The following is a 19,207-nucleotide window of genomic DNA, read 5'->3' as shown; positions in this document are numbered from 1 at the left end:
TTCGGGTTGGGAGCGCCGCGCTATGCGTGACCCTCGCCGTCGCCGGACCGTGTACGGCTGGCGATTTGATCGCGCAGTTGCGGCATCAGGAGCGACTTCGGCAACATCCCGTGTACCGCCTTGGCGGGAATCACGCTGTAGGCACTCGCAACCTGATCGGCGTACTGCGTAATGCGAAAACTGCCGGCCATGCTGTAGATCGCGTAGGCTTCGACCTCGTCTATGCCGGCCGTAGATGCCAGCCATCGGATCATGGCGCGCAGGCAGGACCTGAGGGCATCGGCAATGGTTTCGCCAAAGCCGAGACCAATCCAGTGCGTTGGTGTTTCCGCCATCGGTCCAGGCAGGGAGGCGCCCTTGTGCAGGATGTACTGAATCTGCAGATCTTCCATGGCCGTCTCGATCGTGGTCTGGTCCACCTGGCCGTCGCCCTGAACGGCATGCGAGTTGCCGGTCCAGATCATCGCGCCCTCGCGCGATACCGGCAGGAATAGCGATGTCCCGGCCACGAGCTCGCTCAAGGCAAGATTGCCGCCATTGGCGCCTGCAAGAATCGCACTCCTGATTTCATCAGTAGCGGGCGCAGTGGCCATGAAACCCTGAATGGGCCGCAGGGGAATCCTGATTCCCGGTGCAAAGTCCGCGTACTGCCGAGCCTGATCAAAGCGGAAATACTTGAGGTACGGCTTCGAGAAGTCCTTCGGCAGCGCACCGACGCCCATCGGCGCCGCATTCCAACCCCAGTCGATCGGGCGCAGCTTGAGCATCCGGCATTCGATCAGGTCGCCTGGCTCGGCGTCCTTTACCGCAACCGGACCGACCAGCGAGTACGGTCCTTGCGGATACTTGCGGCGGATCGGCTCGCGCTCGGCAAAACTCATCCCATACTTCGCTTCATTGCCCCAGTTGATCCATGTGTTGACGTATCGAACCACGTCGCCCGACTCGATAGTCACAATCGCTGCGGCCTTAGGGTCGACGACGCCCACCCGCACCGTCTGCGCGTTGGACTCGACCACATGCTGGCGTCCGTGCGGGGTATCGCTGGCCGTTGGTGCCGCCAGCGCCCGGCCGGCCAATGGCAGCGCCACCCCGAGCAGCCCGAGCGAGCCACCCAGTTTGATGGCGTTCCGGCGGCTCAGTGACGGTGCCCCTTCGGCGTGGCCTTGATCGATCGCGCTCATTGCGGCGTGTCCGTCGCATCGATTGCGGCTATGCCGGCGAGAATCGCGAGCTCGTCCTGTTCCGAAGGCGCCCCACTCGCCGCGATGGCGCCGATGAGCGCGCCATCCTTGTAAATCGGCAAGCTGCCACGGGCCGGCAGTAACGGCGCGCCGTAGCCAAGCGATGCCACATTGCCCCAAACCATCGGGTTCTCCGCGTACCGTCGGGCGAGCGCATCCCCGGGCGTGCCGCCCGTTGCGGCGACCGCGAACGCCTTGCCACGCGCCACCTCGATCGTCACAAACCCTGCGCCGTCCATCCGTGCGGAGGCGACGACGTGCCCGCCGGCATCGAGCACCACGATGCTCAATTGAAGGCCTCGCTCCTTCGCGAAGACCATCGCCGCATTGATTGCCTTGCTTGCCTGCGCATAAGAGATGACCGGGCGTGTGAGCGCTGCGCTCGAATCGCCGTGACTGCTGTTGTTCATTGCCTTGCCTCCAGATCGTTCATAACAACTCATTCGATACCTGTATCGTGAAACTTGGGCGCGTTCCGTCCTTGCCATAAAGTCCGTTTTTTTAAGCCGATGCAAGCAGGCGGTTCGTAACACGCATGTGATAAAAATATCTAAATCTGCATTCCTTACCGTATATGCCGTCAAACCAACGTATACCCGTGGCGCACGAGGGGCAGTTCGCGAATTCGCTCGCCCGTGGCGGCCGCAATTGCATTCACGAGCGCCGGAATCACTACGGAGATCGGCGGCTCACCGACGCCGCCCCAAAATCCGCCCGACGGCAACAACAGCGACTCGACCTTCGGCATCTGCTTCATCAACATGACCGGGCAGTCCGAGAAATTGCTCTGTACCACCCGCCCCTCCTTGATGTTGATCTCGCCAAAGAACGCCCCACTGATCCCGAATACCGCGCAAGATTCGATTTGCGCGGCCACGGTGTCGGGATTGACGATGTACCCGCAGTCGATTGCCACGATGACGCGCTCCACCTTCACGGCCTTGTTCGCGGATACCGAGACCTCGACTGCGCCCGCGACAGCGGTGTCATCCATCTCGTTGACTGCGACGCCAAAGCCCGCCGTGGTCGCTTCGCCTTGCCGCCGCGCTGCCACCACCGCTTTCAGCAACGTGGCGGTCCGCGGACGCGCGGCGAGCATCTTGAGTCGAAAGGCAACGGGGTCTTGCTTGATCAGCGCACAGACTTCATCGATAAAGCACTCGCGTGCGAATGGATTCTGCGAGTGGTAAACACTGCGCCAGAATCCCGCTGGCACTGCGGTATTGCGCATTGCGTAACGAATATCGAGGTTCGGTATCGCGTACGGCATGTCGCGGAATCCATCGGTTGGCATCACATCGATGCCGTTCTTTAGCGCCGCCGGACGCAATACCCCAAGTACCGAAGGAGATGCAACGTCCACGCGCCAGGCGGAGATCTGCCCGGCGTCGTCAAGCGCCATACGCTGACGAACGACCGAGGCCGGTCGGTAAAAGTCGTGTTGCACGTCTTCCTCGCGCGTCCAGACCATCTTGATCGCGGGGCCTTGCATTGCCTTTGCAATCAGCATGGCCATTCGAACGTAGTCCTGACTGATGCCGCGCCGGCCAAATCCGCCACCCAGATAGAGCCGATGCACCGTGACGTTCTCGGAGGGCACGCCCGCAATGCCCGCCGCAATATCGAGCGATATGTCCGGCCCCTGCGAAGGCGCCCAAAGGTCCACCTTGCCATCGGCGATACGCGCGGTGCAGTTCTGCGGTTCCATCGTCGTGTGGGCGACGAACGGCGTGAAGTACGTGCTCTCGTACACCTGCCTCTCGCCGTCGAGCACGGCGGTTGCATTGCCCTCCAGCCGCACCGCTTTCAAATCGCCTTGAAACCCTGCTTCGAGATATGCGCGGATACTCGCGTCATCCGTCTTCTCGTGCCTGCCGAAGTCCCACGTAATCTTCAGCAGCTTGAGCGCTTCCTTCGCACGCCACCATCTATCGCCAATGACCGCCACGAAGTTCTCTATCACGAGCACCTTTACGATTCCACGCCGGCGATCGACCGCACTGGAGTCGACCGATACCGGCTTGCCCCCGAACACCGGGCACTGCGCCACGGCCGCGTAGAGCATGCCTGGCACACGGACATCCATGCCGTATTGCGCGGCGCCGTTGACCTTTTCGTGAAGATCGAGGCGCTCGTGCGCTTTGCCCAGGAGTTTCCATGCCGAAGGATCCTTGAGTGCGACGTCTTTCGGGACCGGCAGCCTGGCTGCGGCCGTCGCCAGTTCGCCATAACCCAGATAGTGCCCGCTCTTCAGGTGCGTGACCCGGCTTGCGGACGCCGCGCACTCCGCTACGTCGACGCCCCAGCGCTGCGCCGCCGCCTGCTTCAGCATGAGGCACGCACTAGCGCCCGCGAGGCGAAGGTAGTGCTGGGAATCGCGAACGCTCCGGCTATCCCCCGTGATCATGGTCACGAAGACACGCTTGCGCGCAAGATTCTCGGACGGCGAGGCAAAGACCATCCTTACGTCCATCCAGTCGCATTCGAGTTCTTCAGCAATCAGCATCGGCAGGGCAGTCGCGATGCCCTGTCCCATCTCCACGCGCGCGACTTCAAGCGTGATATCGCCTTGCGCGGAGATGCGTATCCATGCGTTGATCTCGGTCTCGTCGTTGCTGAGCGCACTCGCGTTCGCACGCCCGGCGATGGCCGCCGGAAGATGAAAACCCAGTACGAGCCCCGTGGCGCCCACTGCCGAAGCTTTGAGGAAACGCCGCCGCGACGAACTCGTTGAATTGGAGTGAGCCGTCACACGCCGCTCCTTTCGCCGTTTCCAGACGCATGCACTTGCGCATCGGCTTTTGTCCCGTTCCCGCTGGCGACCCTGCGGATGGCCGCCTTCACGCGCGCATAGGTGCCACAGCGGCAAATATTGGTCATCGCGGCATCGATCGCCGCGTCGTCCGGGTGCGGATTGCGCGCCAGCAAATCGGCTGCGGCCATCAACATGCCGCTTTGGCAGTACCCGCACTGCGGTACCTGACTCGCTATCCATTGCGCCTGCAATAGCGGCCCTTTGCCCTTGAGCCCCTCGATCGTCGTGATCTTCCGGTTCTGTGCCGCCGACGCCGGCAAAACGCACGAGCGGACCACCTCGCCATCGAGATGAATTGAGCAGGCACCGCAGATGCCCATTCCGCAGCCGAACTTCGTTCCGGTCAGCCCAATCTCGTCTCTAATGACCCAGAGCAGCGGCATTTCCGGTTCGACGTCCACGTCGTACGGCTTGTCGTTGATGGTCACTTTCATCGGCTTTTCCGCTCGTGCATAAACATCGGAGGTTAGAAGTAGTGCCGCACGCCAGTCATGACGCCAATCTGGTTGATGCCCGGGCTGGCCGGAAAGACGCTCGCGACGCCCACGGTGCCGTCGGAATGATTGCGGGCCATGCCCCCCTCGATGTACAGATCGGTGGCTTTCGAGAGGTAGTAATGCGCACCGAGCTTGAAATAGCACCCGTCACGATCGGCAACCTTGTCGGCGAGGAACGTATAGTCCGCGACGAAATCGAGGTAAGGCGCCGCGTGATAGGTTCCCTCGACGGAGTAGAACGTCTGATTCGTGCCGATCGCCGGGTTCTTGAAGTTCGCCACGTCGAGGCCGACCCGGAAAAGACTGCTGCTATACATCGCCGCCACCGTGAAAGAGCGCGCGACCGTATCGTCGCCCGCCGCGCCACCCGGATTATTTGCGTCGAGATAGGCGGCGTTGACCGCAATCGGACCATACGTATAGAACAGCGCTACCGACCGCACGCGGCCAGCCCCAAAATCGCCTGCTACCCCGCCGAAGCTCTGCATGTACTCGGCGCTGAGCCCGTGGAAGGTTGGAGACATATACTTGATGGCGTTGTTGCTCCACGTGTACTGCGCGCCGGTGATGCCCGTCAGGTTCTGATAGATCGTGTTGGATAGCGAAGCGAAATTCGCATAGCCGCTCGCGTCGGATCGATAGAGCACATCCGCGAACGGAGTGAAGCTGCGTCCCAGCTGAACGGAGCCAAAGTCCCCTTTCAAGCCCACCCATGCGCCCCGGTCGAACAAATACGTGCCCGAGGTGGCGGGCAGGCGTGCGTTCGTGAGCGCACCGTTGCCCGCGAGGAAGCCTGACGCCAGATAGAAGTACGTCGAGTAGCCGCCGCCCAGATCTTCGGTCCCCGTGAAGACAATCTGGCTAGTTTGTATGGCGCCCGACTGGAAAGCCCACTGCGTACTGTTGTTCGCGCTCGCGCCCGTCCTGAATCCAATCCCTCCGTCGATGATTCCCGCAAGCGTGACGCTCGACTGCGCATTCGCGGTTCCAAACATCGGACACAAGACAACGGATGCCAGCAAGTACTTCTTCATCTCCTTCTCCCGTCGTGATCTTCGAATTGCTTTCATGATTGGTGTAGAGGCATCTACTTGTGGCAGCTAGCCCCGCTTCTGCCGCCACCTGACCAAGGTATGCTGGCGAAAGCATCGGCGTTGACCGGATAGTCCTGGAAGTTTCTGTTTAGTCCACCGTATTAATGGAATTTCGGCCTTTGATTTCATCCTTCTGTAGCAGAATCGTCAGATCGCGATCGACTCGTCCGCCTGAGACGCGCCCGTTCTCGATGTATGACGCCGCAGCAGCACGATCAGGCCAACCGCGCATAGGCAAGGTATGCCCAGGATCAGGTAGATGTTGCGAACGCTCCACTGCAGCATCAGCAGTTGCCCGGCGAACATGGGTCCGACAATCGAACCGATCCGGCCAACGCCAATTGCCCAGCCGATTCCGGTCGACCTGACCGACGTCGGATACGACTCGGCCGCAACCGCTATCAGCCCCGCACAACTTGCGGAAAGGAAGAACCCGGAAAGGGCTGAACTCATCAACACGTGGCTTAGCGAGGAAGTGAACATCCCAAATCCGCCAACCGACAATGCCGCCCCGAGAAAACTCCATGCCAGGACTCTGAAGTCTCCATACCGCTGCATCGCCGAGCCAATGAGAACGGTTCCCGCAACCGCGCCGATGTTATTGACCAGCAAACTCGCCGCGGCTGCGGAGACCGAGAATCCGACACGCTGAATCAGCGTTGGCGTCCAGAACGACACGACGATCAGCGCCATCCACGCCATGAAGCACAACGCCCACAAATAAATCGTGCAGAGTGCGCGGCCCGACTGGAATAGCTTTCGCAACGGCACGCCATGGGTCTTCTGCTCGTTGATCACGAAGCGAACGTTGTGCGCCACGTCGCCCCCCGTGATCTTTGCCACGAGCCGGCCGATCTTTCGTCCCGGTGCGCCGCGCTTCACGAGGAATCCCGCGGACTCCGGCAGGGCCAAGCCCAGCAGCACGGCCACGCCGAGGGAAATGCATCCGCCTGCGAGGAACGAAGCCTGCCAGCCGGCCGTATGGATCAAAGCCGTGCTGACAGCCGCACCCAACATGCCTCCCAGCGGAACCGCTGCCCATAACATCGTCACGAGACGCGTGCGCAGCCTCAAAGGCAAATACTCGGCCGCCAGCCCGATGAAACAGGGCGACGCGCCGCCCAGCGCGAATCCAACAACGAAGCGATAAAGCAAAAGCTCCGTGGTCGAGTGCGCCAGCGCCGTAAGCAGGGTAAAAACTGCGAAGACGGATGTGGCGCCAACGAGCACCCAGCGTCTGCCCAGCCAATCGGCGGCCGGACCGAGCACCAGCGCCCCGGCAAAGAAACCCGCCTGCGATGCGCTAAATACGGGCCCGAATCCGGCCACACTGACACGCAGCGCATGCGCGATCGAGGCGGCTGCCGGTCCGAGCAGCTGACTATCGAATCCGTCGACCAGCGCAACCAGTGCGCAAAGACCATAGACCCTGATCTGAAAGCGGCCCAGAGCACCTTCCTCGATCAAACTCGTTACATTCAGGACTTCGAATTGTCTCGCAGCGGAAGCTGATTCCAAATGATGGCTCAAAGATGATCCCCTCAATCTATGCACTACACCAGGATTACGCGCGTTTGCGGCAGTTCCGCAAAGCGGCATAACCCTGGCTGAGTCTTCCTGCGCGGGTGATTAAAGGTGGTCGACCATCCAGTCGGCGATCAAGCTCACCGCCGGCTCCTGGCGATCCAGCTGCACGTGCGCCGCGCCGCCTTCCGCGCGCGTAAATACACGCAGTTGCTTGTGCGACGAGCCAATTTCGCGGTAGAGCTTTTCCGCATCCGACAACGGCGTCTGCTTGTCGTCCTCGCCGTGAACCAGGAGGATGTCGCACGAGATCTGGTGTGCAATGCCCTCGAGCGTGAACGGCTCGAACTTGCGCAAGGCCTCATCGAAGTCCGTTGCCCCCACGATGTTGAGCAGATGCTTGCCCGTCGTCCCGAGCGCTGCCCGATAGTCGACCGTGGCGCTCGCGCCCGGCTTGAGATTGAGACGCCGCACCCACACCGCGTGGTAGTCGTAGATTGCGCCCCAGGCCACGCAAGCCTTGATGCGCTTCTCGAATGCGACTGCACGCGGCGCATAGTAGCCCCCCATGCTCGCTGCGATCAGGCCAACCCGATCCGGATCGACAATGTCCGCACGGCTCTTCAGGTAGTCGTACGCCGCGCCCGCCGCCACTTCAGAATCGTGACGGGCCTTCAGGCCGTTCAGGCGCAGGCTTGCGCCTTGGCCGGGGTTATCGACCGCGAGGCACGAGATGCCACGTGCAGCGAGCGCCTGCGCCATGAGCACCATCTCCTCTTTGGTGCCATCGAGGCCATCCGAGAGGATGACGGCAGGCGCCGGGCCGGACGTGCCTTCTGCTTTGACGAAGTAGGCAAAAAGGCTCGTGTTACCGAACGGCACTTGAATGACCTCGATCTTGTTCGGCTGCAAGCGGCCCGCATCCCGGAAGCAGGCGAGATGGTGCTCGTATGAGCTTGTCGCGCGATCGTCGTCCGGATCGACAAAAGCCTCCGCCCATTGCCAATAATGTGCGGCACGCATCAGCGCCGAAGCGGCAGTCTCGTTCTTGCCCTTCTGAAGCGCTTCCCGGCCGATGCCCTCCACCTGAACGGCGAGCCGCTTCCAGGCGGTGTGCCACGCCTCGTTGTCTCCCTGCGGTTCAACCTTGGCAGCGTCCTGGAGATCTTGAAGGGCCCAGTGAATTTCGCCGAAGTGACCACCGCTCGCAAGGCAGCGCATTACCGCGAGCGACCACATGTAATTGCCTGGAAAGTACTGAAACATTCTGATTTCCTTATCTCTAACTTCGAAGTCGATTGAAGACCGGCGTTACGGCAGTGTCCGCAACGGCAAGTCGGCGTTCATCGTAGGAACAGACGACAGGGCGCGCTTACCGGAATGTTCCACGAATATCCAAATCGTCCCGTTGTTCCGGAAGGGCGTCTTCAACGCTTCTCAATCTCGCGAGCCGGTACTAGACTTCCTCCGAACCGAAATTCACCAGCCTGAATATGGTTGCATCCTCCCGATCCGTTGAGCGCGCGGTTCATCTCGTCCGGCTGCTGGCCACCGCGGGCCGGCGCGGCGCCGCATTGACCGATTTGGCGTCCTCAGCGGCGCTATCGCATGCGACCGTCCACAGACTGCTCCAGCGCCTCATTGCAGAGCGGCTGGCGCTGCAACTGGAAAGCCGGCGCTATGCGCTCGGACCGCTTGCATTCGAGCTGGGAATCGCGGCCGCCGCACAGTTCGACGTCTGGCAATTCGCGCGGTCACTGATCCGATCCTTCGCCAACGAGGTTGGCGATACCGTCTATCTCGTCGTGCGCAGCGCAAGCGAGGCGGTATGCATCGAGCGCGCGGACGGGCCGTCGCCGCTGCGCGTGCTGACGCTCGAGGCCGGCAGCCGGCGTCCACTCGGACTCGGCGCGGGTGGGCTCGCCATTCTGGCCGCGCTGCCTCGCGACGAGCGCGAGGAAGCGATCAGAAGCATCACGCCGTCAATCCTTTCGCAAAGCAGATTGACCGCTGCTGGCCTTGACGACGCCATCGATCGCTACCATCGCGACGGCTACGCGCTCGTCCGCAATCGGGTCACGCTCGGGACATCGGCGGTCGGCGTTCACATCAACGACACATTCGGTTCTCCTGTGGCGGCCATTAGCGTCGCCGCGGTCGACTCCCGCATGGACGCCGCGCGTGTTCTCGCATTGGCACAGCAATTGCAAGCCGCTTCGAGGCAAATTCAGCGCACGTTGACGGACTATCCGGTAAGCCTTCGGTAGCCTGCACGTTCACAATAGCCGCAAGCCCGTCTTTGAGTTCCAGTTGCAACTCTCCCCCAATATTGAACAGGAATCCAAAATGAATGCCACAAACGTATGTCGACGCAATTTTCTGCTGATCAACGTCACCGCAATCGCTGCGGCCGCCTTGCTCGCAAAGATTCCTTCCGCGCTCGCCGCGGACAATCAGGTTCAGGAAACCGACCCAACCGCACAATCCCTGGGTTATCGCGCCGACGCCACGCACGTCGACAAGACGAAATATCCGGCGTACGTCGCTGGCCAAAGCTGCGCCAACTGCGCCCTCTATCAAGGTCAGGCCAACTCGAGCTCCGGCGCATGCCCGATCTTCGGCGGCAAGATTGTCTCCGCGGCGGGCTGGTGCAGCGCTTACGCCAAAAAGGGTTAATGGCTGCTCGATCTGCGAGCCCGCGTGAACGCTCACGCGGGCTCGCTGCAGCGCCTACGCAAAGGGCATCGCGAGCAATACCGAAACAGGAGCGGAAGAGCGATTCTTCAGCGCCCGCCGCTCATTCGGGGCCAATCTGCACGAGTCGTTGGCGCGCAGCACCACCTCCCCCTCTTCCGTCTGCACCGTAAGCTCGCCCGCAAGCACGACGTAGTGCTTCTCGAGCGCCGAGGCGGACATCGTCGTATGCCCGCCAGGCTCGATGGTCGAAACACCTAGCCACAGCGACTGTGCAGGACCGGCTTCATGCCCCTGCAGCCTCACGCAGCGCATGTCGAAATGGTTCTCCGGGAAATACTGCGGAGCCTGGTCGTAACGGGTAACGTTCATGGCTTGAGCAGCACCCGGTTCGTGGAGCCCCGCAGCACGGCCTGATACGCGAGCGCCGCGTGTTCAATCGAAAAGACAAAATCCTGGTTGATTGGAAACGGCTTCAATGCGCCGCTCTCGAACGAGGGCAACAACTGATCCAGAATCAGCGCGCCTTCGATGCTGTCGATCGCCAGCGTGTCGATGCCGACATACGTATGCTGACCGCGATAGAACGCAAAGATATCGAAGGGCACGGCCCGATCGAGTGTCGAGATGAAGATCTGGGTGCCGCGCTTCGCAAGCGCCTTGTTGGCCTGCTCGAAATACGGGCTGCCGACCGTGTTGTAGACGATGTCGGCGCCATGTCCGCCCGTTTCCTCGCGCACGACCTCGTCGATGGACTGAGACGATGCGTCGATCATGGTCACATCGCCGCTCGCGTGGCCCACATAGGGCTCGGCGGTGCGCTCGACCCCGAACACCTTTGCGCCTGCCATGGTGGCGAGCTGGATGGCGGCCTGGCCCACTTTACCGTTGGCGCCCAGCACGAGAACGACGTCGCCTTTCTTGACGCCCCCTGCGCGGCGCAAGCCCTCGGTGGCGGTGACGAATGGCACGCCAATCGCGCCAGCCTCGTCCATGCTCAGGTTCGACGGCTTTTCGCGCACGCCTTCCGCCGGAACGACCAGAAAGCGCCCATGCGAACCGTTGCGACGAATTCCGAGCTCGCCGCCGCTGCCCCACACCTGCTTGCCGAGCAGCGCCTCCGCTCCCTCGATTACCACGCCGGCATAGTCGCGTCCCGGGGTGCGCGGCCAGATCGCATGCGGCATCGCACCCAGCACGGCCTTGACGTCGCTCGGATTGACACCGGCGCTATGTACCTCGATCAGACATTCTCCTGCCGCAACGTCGAGTGCGCCCTGATCGACGAATTCAAGTTCAAGCGCGTCCACACTGGCGCTCGGGGCGTTAACATAAACTGCGTTCATCGTTGATTTTCCTGGTAGCTGAAGATAACTAGATTCGTACTTTTGTATCGGCTGGCGAGCGTGACGTAGCGCGCCGTCGTGGCGACCATGTCGTCACGCTCCTTGTCGGTCAGCGGGCGCACGAGACGCGCGGGATGCCCGGCCCAAAGCTCGCCGGAGCCGACCACCTTGCCTGGCGACAACAGCGCGCCGGCGGCAAGCATCCCGCCCGATCTCACAACGGCCCCGTCCAACACCCGGGCGCCGAAGCCGACAAAGCCCCCATCCTCGATCGTGCAAGCGTGCAGAATGGCGCCGTGCCCCACGGTCACGTCATTGCCGACCAGAACGGGCAACCCGCCTGTCGTACCGTGGATAACCGTGCCGTCCTGAATATTGGTGCGCTCGCCTATCACGATCTTCTGCACGTCCGCGCGCAACACGCAGTTGAACCAGATGGAGCTTTGCGCCCCGACTGTCACCTCGCCTATCAGCCGGGTACCGCTCGCAACAAAGGCGTGCGGGTCGACAACGGGTTCAATGGGCGTAGAACTATTCGTATTCCTCATCGATTCAGCCCCAAAAATTCACGCGCTTCTTTGGCCGTAGCCAGTTCGCCGCCGAGCGACAACACAATGTCCCGGGCACGCTCGACCAGCGCGGCATTGCTCGGCGCGAGCACGCCTCTCGAGATGTAGATGTTGTCTTCGAGCCCGACGCGAACGTGTCCGCCCGCCAGCCACGACTGGGCGAGCATCGGAAACTCAAAGCGGCCGACACCGAACGCCGCCCAGGTGGCCCCAGCGGGCAGCAGATTGCGCGCATAGAGCAAGGTCTCGGGCGAGGCCGAGAATCCGTATTTGACACCCATGACAAAGGTCCAAAGCCCTGGGCCATCCAGCACCCCTTCATCGATCAAATCGCGCGCGAGGTGCATATCGCCGGAATCGAAGATCTCTAGCTCTGGCTTGACGCCTGCTTCCCGTATCACCGCAGCCATGCGCTTGACGTTTTTCGGCGTGTTGATGACGACGTCGCCGCCGGAGTTCATCGTGTTGAGGTCGAGGCTGCAGATGTCGGGGCGCAGCTGGAGAATGTGCTCGACGCGCTCTTCCGGCCGCATCAAGGTCGTGCCGGGAGCCGCTTCACGAGGATTGTCGTCGCTGGGAATGAAGCGGCCGCCGGGCCCCGTCGTCAGGTTGATGATGAGATCCGTGTTCTCGGCGCGGATGCGGTTGATCACCTCTTCGTAGAGGGCGATATCCATCGAGGGACGGCCGGTCTTGGGGTCCCTGACGTGAATATGGACGACAGCGGCGCCCGCGCGCGCGGCGTCGAGCGACGCTGTCGCGATCTGCTCCGGCGTAACGGGCAGCCCCGGATGCTGCTCCGGCTTCGTCAGGTTCCCTGTCACCGCGCAGGTGATGATGGTTTTACGTGCATGCATAGGATTACCTCGGTACCGGTCCGGCTAGTTCAGCCTTCTGCCGCCGTCGACCACGAGGGTCGTGCCGGTGGTGAAGGTCAGGTGGGTGGCACAAGCATCGATTGCGGCCGCGATATCGTCCGGCGTGCCGATCCGGCCGAGCGGCGTGGTGCCGGCCACTTTCTCGTTGAAATCAACGCCGCGGCCGGGCACGAAGGTCGTGTCGACCACGCCCGGAGCGACGTTCACAACGCGAATGTGCGGCGCCAGCGCACGGCCGAGCGATACCGCCATGATGTCGAGGCCGGCCTTCACCGCGCAGTACGCGACATTGCTGCCCACGCCTGTAGTTGCCGAAATGGACGACACGTTGACAACGAGGCCATCGCCGGATGCGACCAGAAGCGCCCGGAACGCGCGGATCGCCGCGAATTGCCCGCGCCAGTTGACCTTGAACATTTCATCGATCAACTCGTCGGAAAGCGCGTCGAGGTCCGCGTGGCTGACCGGCTTGGTAAAGCCTGCCGCATTGACCAGGATATCGGCCTTTCCATAGCGGCCCTGGACATCTTGCGCGAGCGCGGTCAGCGTCGCGCTATCGGTAATCGACGCGAGCGCCGCCATGTGCCCCGCGCCCGGCAAGCCCGCTGCGATCTCCTGGACGGGCTTGAGATCGTCCATTCCCACCACGACGACGCGTGCGCCCGACGCGGCGAGCCGGTGCGCCGCCGCCTTTCCGATACCGCCTGCGCCGCCGATTACCACGGCAACCTTACCTTCAAGCATGTTGTTCACCATCTCATCTACCTCGGTCATTTGATGGGGGGCGTCGGATACGTCGAGACGCCTTCCCCAAGAACAAAAGAGCATTCCAGCGTGTAATACGGCTCCTGCGCCGCGGGATGCGGCCCGCTGTCCGCCTCATGGCGTTCGAACTTGCCGACCAGATCGCGCGTCACGCCAAATACGACGTCCGACTCCAGATACTCCGCGTCGTCGGCAAAAATCTGCGAAATGAGCGTGGAATAGCCCTCGGCAACGACAACGAAGTGAAGATGGGCCGGGCGATAGGGGTGCCGCTTCTGGATGCGCAGGAGATCGCCAACGGGACCATGCGTGGGGACCGGATAGCCGGCTGGACGCACGCTCCTGAAATCGAAAGCCCCTTGCGCATCGGTAAAGAAGTGCCCGCGCAAATTCATTTCGGACTGTTGCGGATCCTGGTTCTCGTAGAGGCCGACCGGCGACGCTTGCCACACATCGACGCGGGCATTGGGGATGGGCTCCCGGTTCGTGTCGAGCACGTGGCCACTCACGAACAGCGGCGATCCCGACGTCGTGCTCTGCACAATGCAGTCGCCATTCTCGTAATGCGGCGAGCCCGCCCGGTAGAACGGGCCAAGCAGTGCACCCCCGGTGCGCTCCTCGTGAGCGGAGTTGTTCAGCACCTTCACCAGCGTCGAAAGCCCGAGCACATCCGCGAGCAGCACGACCTCGTTATGGCTGTCCGTACAGGTCAGCCCGACTTGCCTGATGAAATCCAGCCCTTGCTCGAACTCGTCGTCGGTCAGCTTCACTTCATGCAGAAACGCGTGGGCGTGCTTGACCAACGCATTCAGAATTTCCTTCAACCGCGGATTCTCTGTGTTCGCCATCGCCGCAAGGACGATCCCTGTTGTCGACTCCGCATCCGTCACGATGCTGCTGCGCTGCTCTAGCCCGGCCATACCCTATCTCCTCTGCAATCGATTGCATCATAAAACCCAAAATCCCACATGTCAAAGCGATTTTGAAAATTCACATCGATGCCCCGCTCCGCGTATTTCACCCTCTTCTGTGTTGTAATTCGGGGGCAAATAGCCAGCACGCGGAAATCTTGACGTGGGAGCCAGGCACATCGTAACATGCAATCGATTGCAACGCACAAGGAGATACACTTGCACTCCCGTCTGACTACGCTAAAGATTCTCGGCTTCGAGGGGGCATTCAACCTGCCGCTTTGGGTGGGCGAGCACCAGCACCTGTTCGAGAAATATGGCCTGAGCACGCGCTTCGAATACGTGAAAGGCTCGGTCGACATGATCAACCGGATGAACGCTGGCGAGGCTCATATCGCCTTGACCAGTGTGGACAATGTGATTGCCTACACGGATGGTCAGGGCGAAACCGCGGATGGCAGCGCCCCCGATCTCGTCGCGTTCATGGGCGGGGATCACGGCTTTCTTTCGCTCGTCGCACGGCCGGACGTGGCGTCGGTTCGCGAGTTGAGGGGCAAGACGCTCGCTGTCGACGCCCTGACGACCGGCTTCGCGTTCGTCTTGCGCGAGATCCTCCAGCTCAACGACATTCGCTCCGATGAAGTGAAGTTCGACGCGGCGGGAGGCACGGGCAACCGATATCGCGCGCTGGTGGCGGGCAAGCACGACGCCACCCTGGTTCGCACACCGTTCGAAAAGCTCGCCGAGCGGCAGGGATTCAAAACGCTGGCCTCGGCCGCGGCGCTCTTTCCAGGCTATCTCGGCACCGTTGGCGCTGTGCTCGAGTCATGGGCGAGCGCGAACCGGGAGCCGTTGATCAGCTTCATTCTTGCGTACCGCGAGGCATTGACGTGGATCTTCGATCCGCGCAACGCCCCGGCTTGTTGCGAACTCCTGCGCGCCCAGTTTCCCGATCTCTCCGATGCCGACGCGCACGCCGTGCTCGACGGACTCGTGCACCCCGCACACGGCTTGATCCTGGATATGGAAATCGAAGACGCCGGGCTCGCGCTGGTATCGCGCATACGGGATGCCCACGCGAGAACACCGCTCACTCGGCCACGGGCCCCCTGCGTCGACCGGCAGTATCTCGACGAAGCGCGCGCGTCCTCGGCATGGGCGCCCTGCTAAAAGCCCGAAGCGGCGGCAGGTGGAGTTGAACATCAATCCACCTGCTCCTTCCCGCGCAACGCAGGTTCTGCCGATCAGTCGACGACTGCGATTGCCTGCACTTCGACGAGCATTTCCGGCTTGGCCAGACCTGCCACGGTAATCAGCGCGCTCGCAGGAAAGTTGTCGCCGAAAATCTCCTTGCGGACCTTCGTGAACTGATCGCCGAATCTCGCATCCGTGATCGAAACCGTCATCGTCACGATGTCGGCCAGCGTCCCGCCGGCTTGTTCGAGCGTCTTGCCGATCCGCGCGAAGACCTCATTCGCCTGCCCAACAAAGTCGCCCGCGAGCGATTTGCCGTTGGCATCTTCGACCACGGTCTGTCCGGCCAACCACACGATCCTGCCGCCCTGCGTAATCACTGCGGGAGAAAACGCCCGCGCTTGTGCCGCATCCCGCTTGATGTACTGGCGGACCTGCTTTGAGGATTGCTGCTTTTCCATGTTTGCCTCATTGATCAGTTCAATAAAAAACACTTCACATGCTAGCCATGTGCTTCCGGAGCACGGATCAGGCGCGCCCCCTCTGCCCACACCGGCTTCTGACGATGCATTGGGGCAGGTTGCCGATGTCAGTCCCCGGGCCCCTTGCCGCGCAGCCTGAGGCAACGCCTGGCGGGATACCGGCTGGCCACCCAAACCAATACAATCGATTGCATTATTGATCGATGGAAGCCGTGTTGTCAAAGGTTTGACAACCCGACGGTCTCGCGGTGCATCCCTCTAGGCCCCGTACTACAGGGCAGATCTCCGGGGGATTGAAACATCGGCCTCCCAGTAAACCCTGGTTTCCACTTGCAATCGATTGCAATAAATTCCTCTCCGTATGGCGAAACCTCGGCGACACAGTGTGAATCCCGCAGCGCCCGATCCAATCGAATGCGTTACACGTTACACAACAGGAGCATCAGCATGGTGGTACGGCAATCAGTAACGGTCCGGTCGTTTATTAACGAGCGAGGCATGTCCGGGTTTCAGATCCGGACCTTTCTGCTCTGCTTTCTGATCCTGGTGATAGACGGTTACGACACCGTCGTTCTCGGCTTTATCGCACCGGCGCTCAAGTCTCACTTCGCTGCCAGCGCGGCACAACTGGCGCCGGTGTTTGGCGCCGGATTCTTCGGCCTGGCCGTTGGCTCCTTCGTCTTTGGCCCGCTGGCAGATCGCTTCGGCAGAAAGCTCACGCTGATCGGCGCCGTTTTAATTTTTGGTGTACTGAGCATTGGCTCCGCGTGGTCGACGTCAATTGAAATGCTGGTTGCCCTGCGCTTCCTGACCGGGCTCGGCCTGGGCGGCGCGATGCCGAATGCCTATACGCTCGCGGTCGAATATAGCCCCGACCGTCTCCGCTCGACGCTCGTCGCTCCGCTTGGCTGCGGCATCTCCGCGGGCGGCGTTTTTGGCGGCCTCGTTGCCTCGCATTTGATCGGCATGTTCGGCTGGCAATCCATGCTGATCCTGGGGGGCGCATTGCCGCTGGTGCTGGCGGTCGTCCTGGCTGTCTGGCTGCCGGAGTCGATGAGCTACCTCGTCACGCACAATCGCCAGCACGAGGCGCTGGCGATCATGTCCCGCATTGCGCCGGACATCTCGCCCACCGAAACGCACCTCACGCCGGACGAAGCGCCGGCGCAGGGTTCGCCGGTGGCGCATCTGTTGCAGGCGGGGCTACGCGGCGGCACGCTGTTCCTGTGGGCCACGGGGTTCATGGCCTTGCTCGTGGTCTACTTTTTGGGGAACTGGCTGACGCTGCTCATTCAGGAAACCGGCGTCCCCTTCGGCCACGCATCGTTGATGACGGCCCTCTACCTGACGGGCAACGCCCTCGGCGCCGTCCTGCTCGGCTTTCTGATGGATCGCGCGAATCCGCACTATGTGGTGGCGGGCGCATTTCTGTGTGCAGCCATGAGTCTGGCCTCGCTTGGCCATATCACGGGAATGCCGGTGCTGGCACTCGCCGCGCTATTTGTGACCGGAGTCGGAACGGGGGGCGCGATGACGGGCACCAGCATATTGTCCGCGGGGTTCTATCCCACGGTGGCACGCGCCACCGGCGTGGCGTGGACGCTAGGCATGGGCCGCGTAGGCTCGATTGTCGGCTCGATGATCGGTGGCCTGATGTTGTCCGCCCATTGGCCGACCGCCGTCATGTTTGGCGTGGTTTCGGTGCCGGTTGCGATCGCCGCGATCTGTGTCTTCGGATTGAGTGTCTATCGCCGACGCAATCCCGAGCCGCCGAGCGTTGTGCTTTCGACGTCCTAGCCTGCTCGAAGCGCCTCAGTACACCGCTCGCCGCTCATTCCCGGATCGGCCATACGCAGCTTTTAATTAGTAAAACGAATCAATGTGACTATTGGAGACAGGATCGTCATGAAAATGAAATGGGGCGCGCTATTGCTCGGCGCGGTGTCTGGGCTCGCCAGCGCACAAAGCAGCGTCACGCTGTACGGCATTATCGACAGCGGCATATCGTATTACGACCACGCGACAGCCAGTGGCGGCTCGGTGGTCGGCATGCCCACGCTGACTGGCGAAACGCCTTCTCGCTGGGGCTTGAAGGGCACCGAGGATCTTGGCGGCGGGTACAAGGCGTTCTTCGTGCTGGAGAGCGGCTTTCAGCCGGGCACCGGCGCGCTCAATTACGGCGGGCGACTGTTCGGTCGTCAGGCGAATGTGGGTGTCAGCAGCGACTATGGCTCGCTCACGCTCGGCCGGCAGATGAACATGACGATGTATGCGATATCGAACGCCGACGTCATTGGACCGTCGATTCATTCGTTGAACAACTTCGATTCGTACCTGCCGAACGCTCGCAGCGACAATGCCGTTGGGTACATGGGTAAATTCCATGGCGTCACGCTTGGCGCGACTTACAGCTTCGGCCGTGACGCAGCGGGCCCGGCTGGGCCGGCGGCAACCAACTGCGGGGGGCAGGTGCCGGGCAACTTCATCGCGTGCCGGCAATATACTGCGCTGCTTGCCTACGATTCGGCGAGCTTCGGTGTGGCCGCGTCATATGATGTGATGCGCGGTGGCGCCGGTGCTTCGGCGCCGCTCAACAACAGTGCCTATACGGATACGCATAATGTCGTTGACGGATATGTGGTTTTGGGGCCCACCAAGATTGGAGCTGGGTGGATCAGGAACAATGTTGCGGCCGCAACTCACCTGCAGACAGATATTTTCTTTTCAGGTGCTACGTACTTCGTGACGCCCAACCTCTCGTTCGATGCGCAGGGGGTGCGTTATCTGCAACGCGGGCCGGCGGGGAAGAATGATGCGAGTTCTACGTTGCTCGTTGCGCGTGCGAATTATCTTCTGTCCAAACGGGTGACTGTTTATACGTCGGTAGGCTATATGTTTAATAGCGCGATGGCTGCTAATCCGGTTGCTGCCGGAGGCACCGTTGGGGCTGGTATGGACCAGCTCGGTGTGATGGTTGGGCTGCAGCATCGGTTTTGATCTGGATTGGCATTGCGTTGGCCTTAACTTGTATTCGCGGCGGGCCGCAAGCGTTGCCCCTGTGCGGGGCGGCACCTACTTTTCTTTGCAGCCGCAAAGAAAAGTAGGCAAAAGAAAGCGGCTCACACCGCTAGTGTTACGCCGTCCCCCACTGCCCTGTAATTCGGAGCGGCTCCGGAGCATCCGTCTTCTCGCAC

The 19,207-nt window shown here is 61.6% G+C and carries 19 protein-coding genes; 5 read left to right on the top strand and 14 right to left on the bottom strand.

Going from position 1 to position 19,207, the window contains the following annotated elements; genetic code table 11:
• Positions 1-20: 20 nt before the first annotated feature.
• The 7 genes from BO1_RS54435 to BO1_RS37770 form a co-directional block, all read right to left on the bottom strand.
• Positions 21-1,184: an acetamidase/formamidase family protein gene (locus tag BO1_RS54435; protein ID WP_043288263.1), complete on the bottom strand. Its 1,164-nt coding sequence runs from the start codon at positions 1,182-1,184 to the stop codon at positions 21-23.
• Positions 1,181-1,654, bottom strand: coding sequence for a GlcG/HbpS family heme-binding protein (locus tag BO1_RS37795; protein ID WP_028222011.1), 474 nt, complete (start codon positions 1,652-1,654; stop codon positions 1,181-1,183). The genes BO1_RS54435 and BO1_RS37795 overlap by 4 nt, the downstream gene beginning before the upstream one ends.
• Positions 1,655-1,824: 170 nt before the next feature.
• Positions 1,825-3,996, bottom strand: a complete 2,172-nt coding sequence (locus BO1_RS37790; protein ID WP_028222010.1) for a xanthine dehydrogenase family protein molybdopterin-binding subunit — start codon at positions 3,994-3,996, stop codon at positions 1,825-1,827.
• Complete coding sequence (locus BO1_RS37785; RefSeq protein ID WP_028222009.1) at positions 3,993-4,493, bottom strand: (2Fe-2S)-binding protein; 501 nt, start codon at positions 4,491-4,493, stop codon at positions 3,993-3,995. Before BO1_RS37785 ends, BO1_RS37790 begins: the two co-directional genes overlap by 4 nt.
• A 32-nt stretch (positions 4,494-4,525) precedes the next feature.
• Positions 4,526-5,590 carry a porin gene (locus BO1_RS56665; protein ID WP_052409745.1) on the bottom strand — a complete coding sequence of 355 codons (1,065 nt, stop codon included), beginning with the start codon at positions 5,588-5,590 and terminating at the stop codon, positions 4,526-4,528.
• A 207-nt stretch (positions 5,591-5,797) separates the two neighbouring features.
• Complete coding sequence (locus BO1_RS37775) at positions 5,798-7,180, bottom strand: MFS transporter (protein ID WP_167338427.1); 1,383 nt, start codon at positions 7,178-7,180, stop codon at positions 5,798-5,800.
• A gap of 99 nt (positions 7,181-7,279) precedes the next feature.
• Entirely contained in the window at positions 7,280-8,440 is a 1,161-nt protein-coding gene (locus BO1_RS37770; protein WP_028222007.1) for an alpha/beta hydrolase family protein, read from the bottom strand.
• A 227-nt stretch (positions 8,441-8,667) separates the two neighbouring features.
• Here BO1_RS37770 and BO1_RS37765 point away from each other — a divergent pair, with 227 nt between their 5' ends.
• Complete coding sequence (locus BO1_RS37765; RefSeq protein WP_028222006.1) at positions 8,668-9,441, top strand: IclR family transcriptional regulator; 774 nt, start codon at positions 8,668-8,670, stop codon at positions 9,439-9,441.
• A 79-nt stretch (positions 9,442-9,520) separates the two neighbouring features.
• Positions 9,521-9,850, top strand: a complete 330-nt coding sequence (locus BO1_RS37760) for a high-potential iron-sulfur protein (protein WP_028222005.1) — start codon at positions 9,521-9,523, stop codon at positions 9,848-9,850.
• A gap of 54 nt (positions 9,851-9,904) precedes the next feature.
• On the opposite strand, the gene BO1_RS37755 is transcribed toward BO1_RS37760, so the two are convergent.
• Genes BO1_RS37755 through BO1_RS37730 form a run of 6 tightly spaced genes read right to left on the bottom strand, consistent with a single transcriptional unit; the run spans position 9,905 to position 14,346 of the window.
• A complete protein-coding gene (locus BO1_RS37755) occupies positions 9,905-10,240 on the bottom strand; it encodes a cupin domain-containing protein (RefSeq protein ID WP_028222004.1) in 336 nt (111 codons plus the stop codon).
• Positions 10,237-11,214: a quinone oxidoreductase family protein gene (locus tag BO1_RS37750; protein ID WP_028222003.1), complete on the bottom strand. Its 978-nt coding sequence runs from the start codon at positions 11,212-11,214 to the stop codon at positions 10,237-10,239. Before BO1_RS37750 ends, BO1_RS37755 begins: the two co-directional genes overlap by 4 nt.
• Complete coding sequence (locus BO1_RS54425) at positions 11,211-11,762, bottom strand: gamma carbonic anhydrase family protein (protein ID WP_043288258.1); 552 nt, start codon at positions 11,760-11,762, stop codon at positions 11,211-11,213. Before BO1_RS54425 ends, BO1_RS37750 begins: the two co-directional genes overlap by 4 nt.
• On the bottom strand, positions 11,759-12,640 hold the full coding sequence (locus BO1_RS37740; protein ID WP_028222002.1) for a BKACE family enzyme: 882 nt from the start codon (positions 12,638-12,640) through the stop codon (positions 11,759-11,761). Before BO1_RS37740 ends, BO1_RS54425 begins: the two co-directional genes overlap by 4 nt.
• Positions 12,641-12,664: 24 nt before the next feature.
• The gene (locus tag BO1_RS37735; protein WP_245644002.1) at positions 12,665-13,405 is read right to left on the bottom strand and encodes an SDR family NAD(P)-dependent oxidoreductase; all 741 of its coding nucleotides are present in this window, start codon (positions 13,403-13,405) and stop codon (positions 12,665-12,667) included.
• Positions 13,406-13,431: 26 nt separating this feature from the next.
• On the bottom strand, positions 13,432-14,346 hold the full coding sequence (locus BO1_RS37730) for a dioxygenase family protein (RefSeq protein WP_028222000.1): 915 nt from the start codon (positions 14,344-14,346) through the stop codon (positions 13,432-13,434).
• 210 nt (positions 14,347-14,556) lie between these two features.
• Here BO1_RS37730 and BO1_RS54420 point away from each other — a divergent pair, with 210 nt between their 5' ends.
• Complete coding sequence (locus BO1_RS54420; RefSeq protein WP_167338426.1) at positions 14,557-15,507, top strand: ABC transporter substrate-binding protein; 951 nt, start codon at positions 14,557-14,559, stop codon at positions 15,505-15,507.
• Between the two features lie 74 nt (positions 15,508-15,581).
• On the opposite strand, the gene BO1_RS37720 is transcribed toward BO1_RS54420, so the two are convergent.
• Positions 15,582-15,992 carry a RidA family protein gene (locus BO1_RS37720; protein ID WP_028221999.1) on the bottom strand — a complete coding sequence of 137 codons (411 nt, stop codon included), beginning with the start codon at positions 15,990-15,992 and terminating at the stop codon, positions 15,582-15,584.
• A 519-nt stretch (positions 15,993-16,511) separates the two neighbouring features.
• Here BO1_RS37720 and BO1_RS37715 point away from each other — a divergent pair.
• Positions 16,512-17,810, top strand: coding sequence for an MFS transporter (locus BO1_RS37715; protein ID WP_245644001.1), 1,299 nt, complete (start codon positions 16,512-16,514; stop codon positions 17,808-17,810).
• Between the two features lie 108 nt (positions 17,811-17,918).
• Positions 17,919-19,010 (top strand): porin, encoded by a 1,092-nt coding sequence (locus tag BO1_RS37710; protein ID WP_028221997.1) that lies wholly within the window; start codon positions 17,919-17,921, stop codon positions 19,008-19,010.
• Positions 19,011-19,207: the final 197 nt, after the last annotated feature.

Origin of the sequence: Paraburkholderia oxyphila NBRC 105797, from assembly GCF_000685075.1 — a bacterium.
Classification (GTDB): Bacteria; Pseudomonadota; Gammaproteobacteria; order Burkholderiales; family Burkholderiaceae; genus Paraburkholderia; species Paraburkholderia oxyphila.
This window is presented reverse-complemented; position numbering and strand designations above follow the sequence as displayed.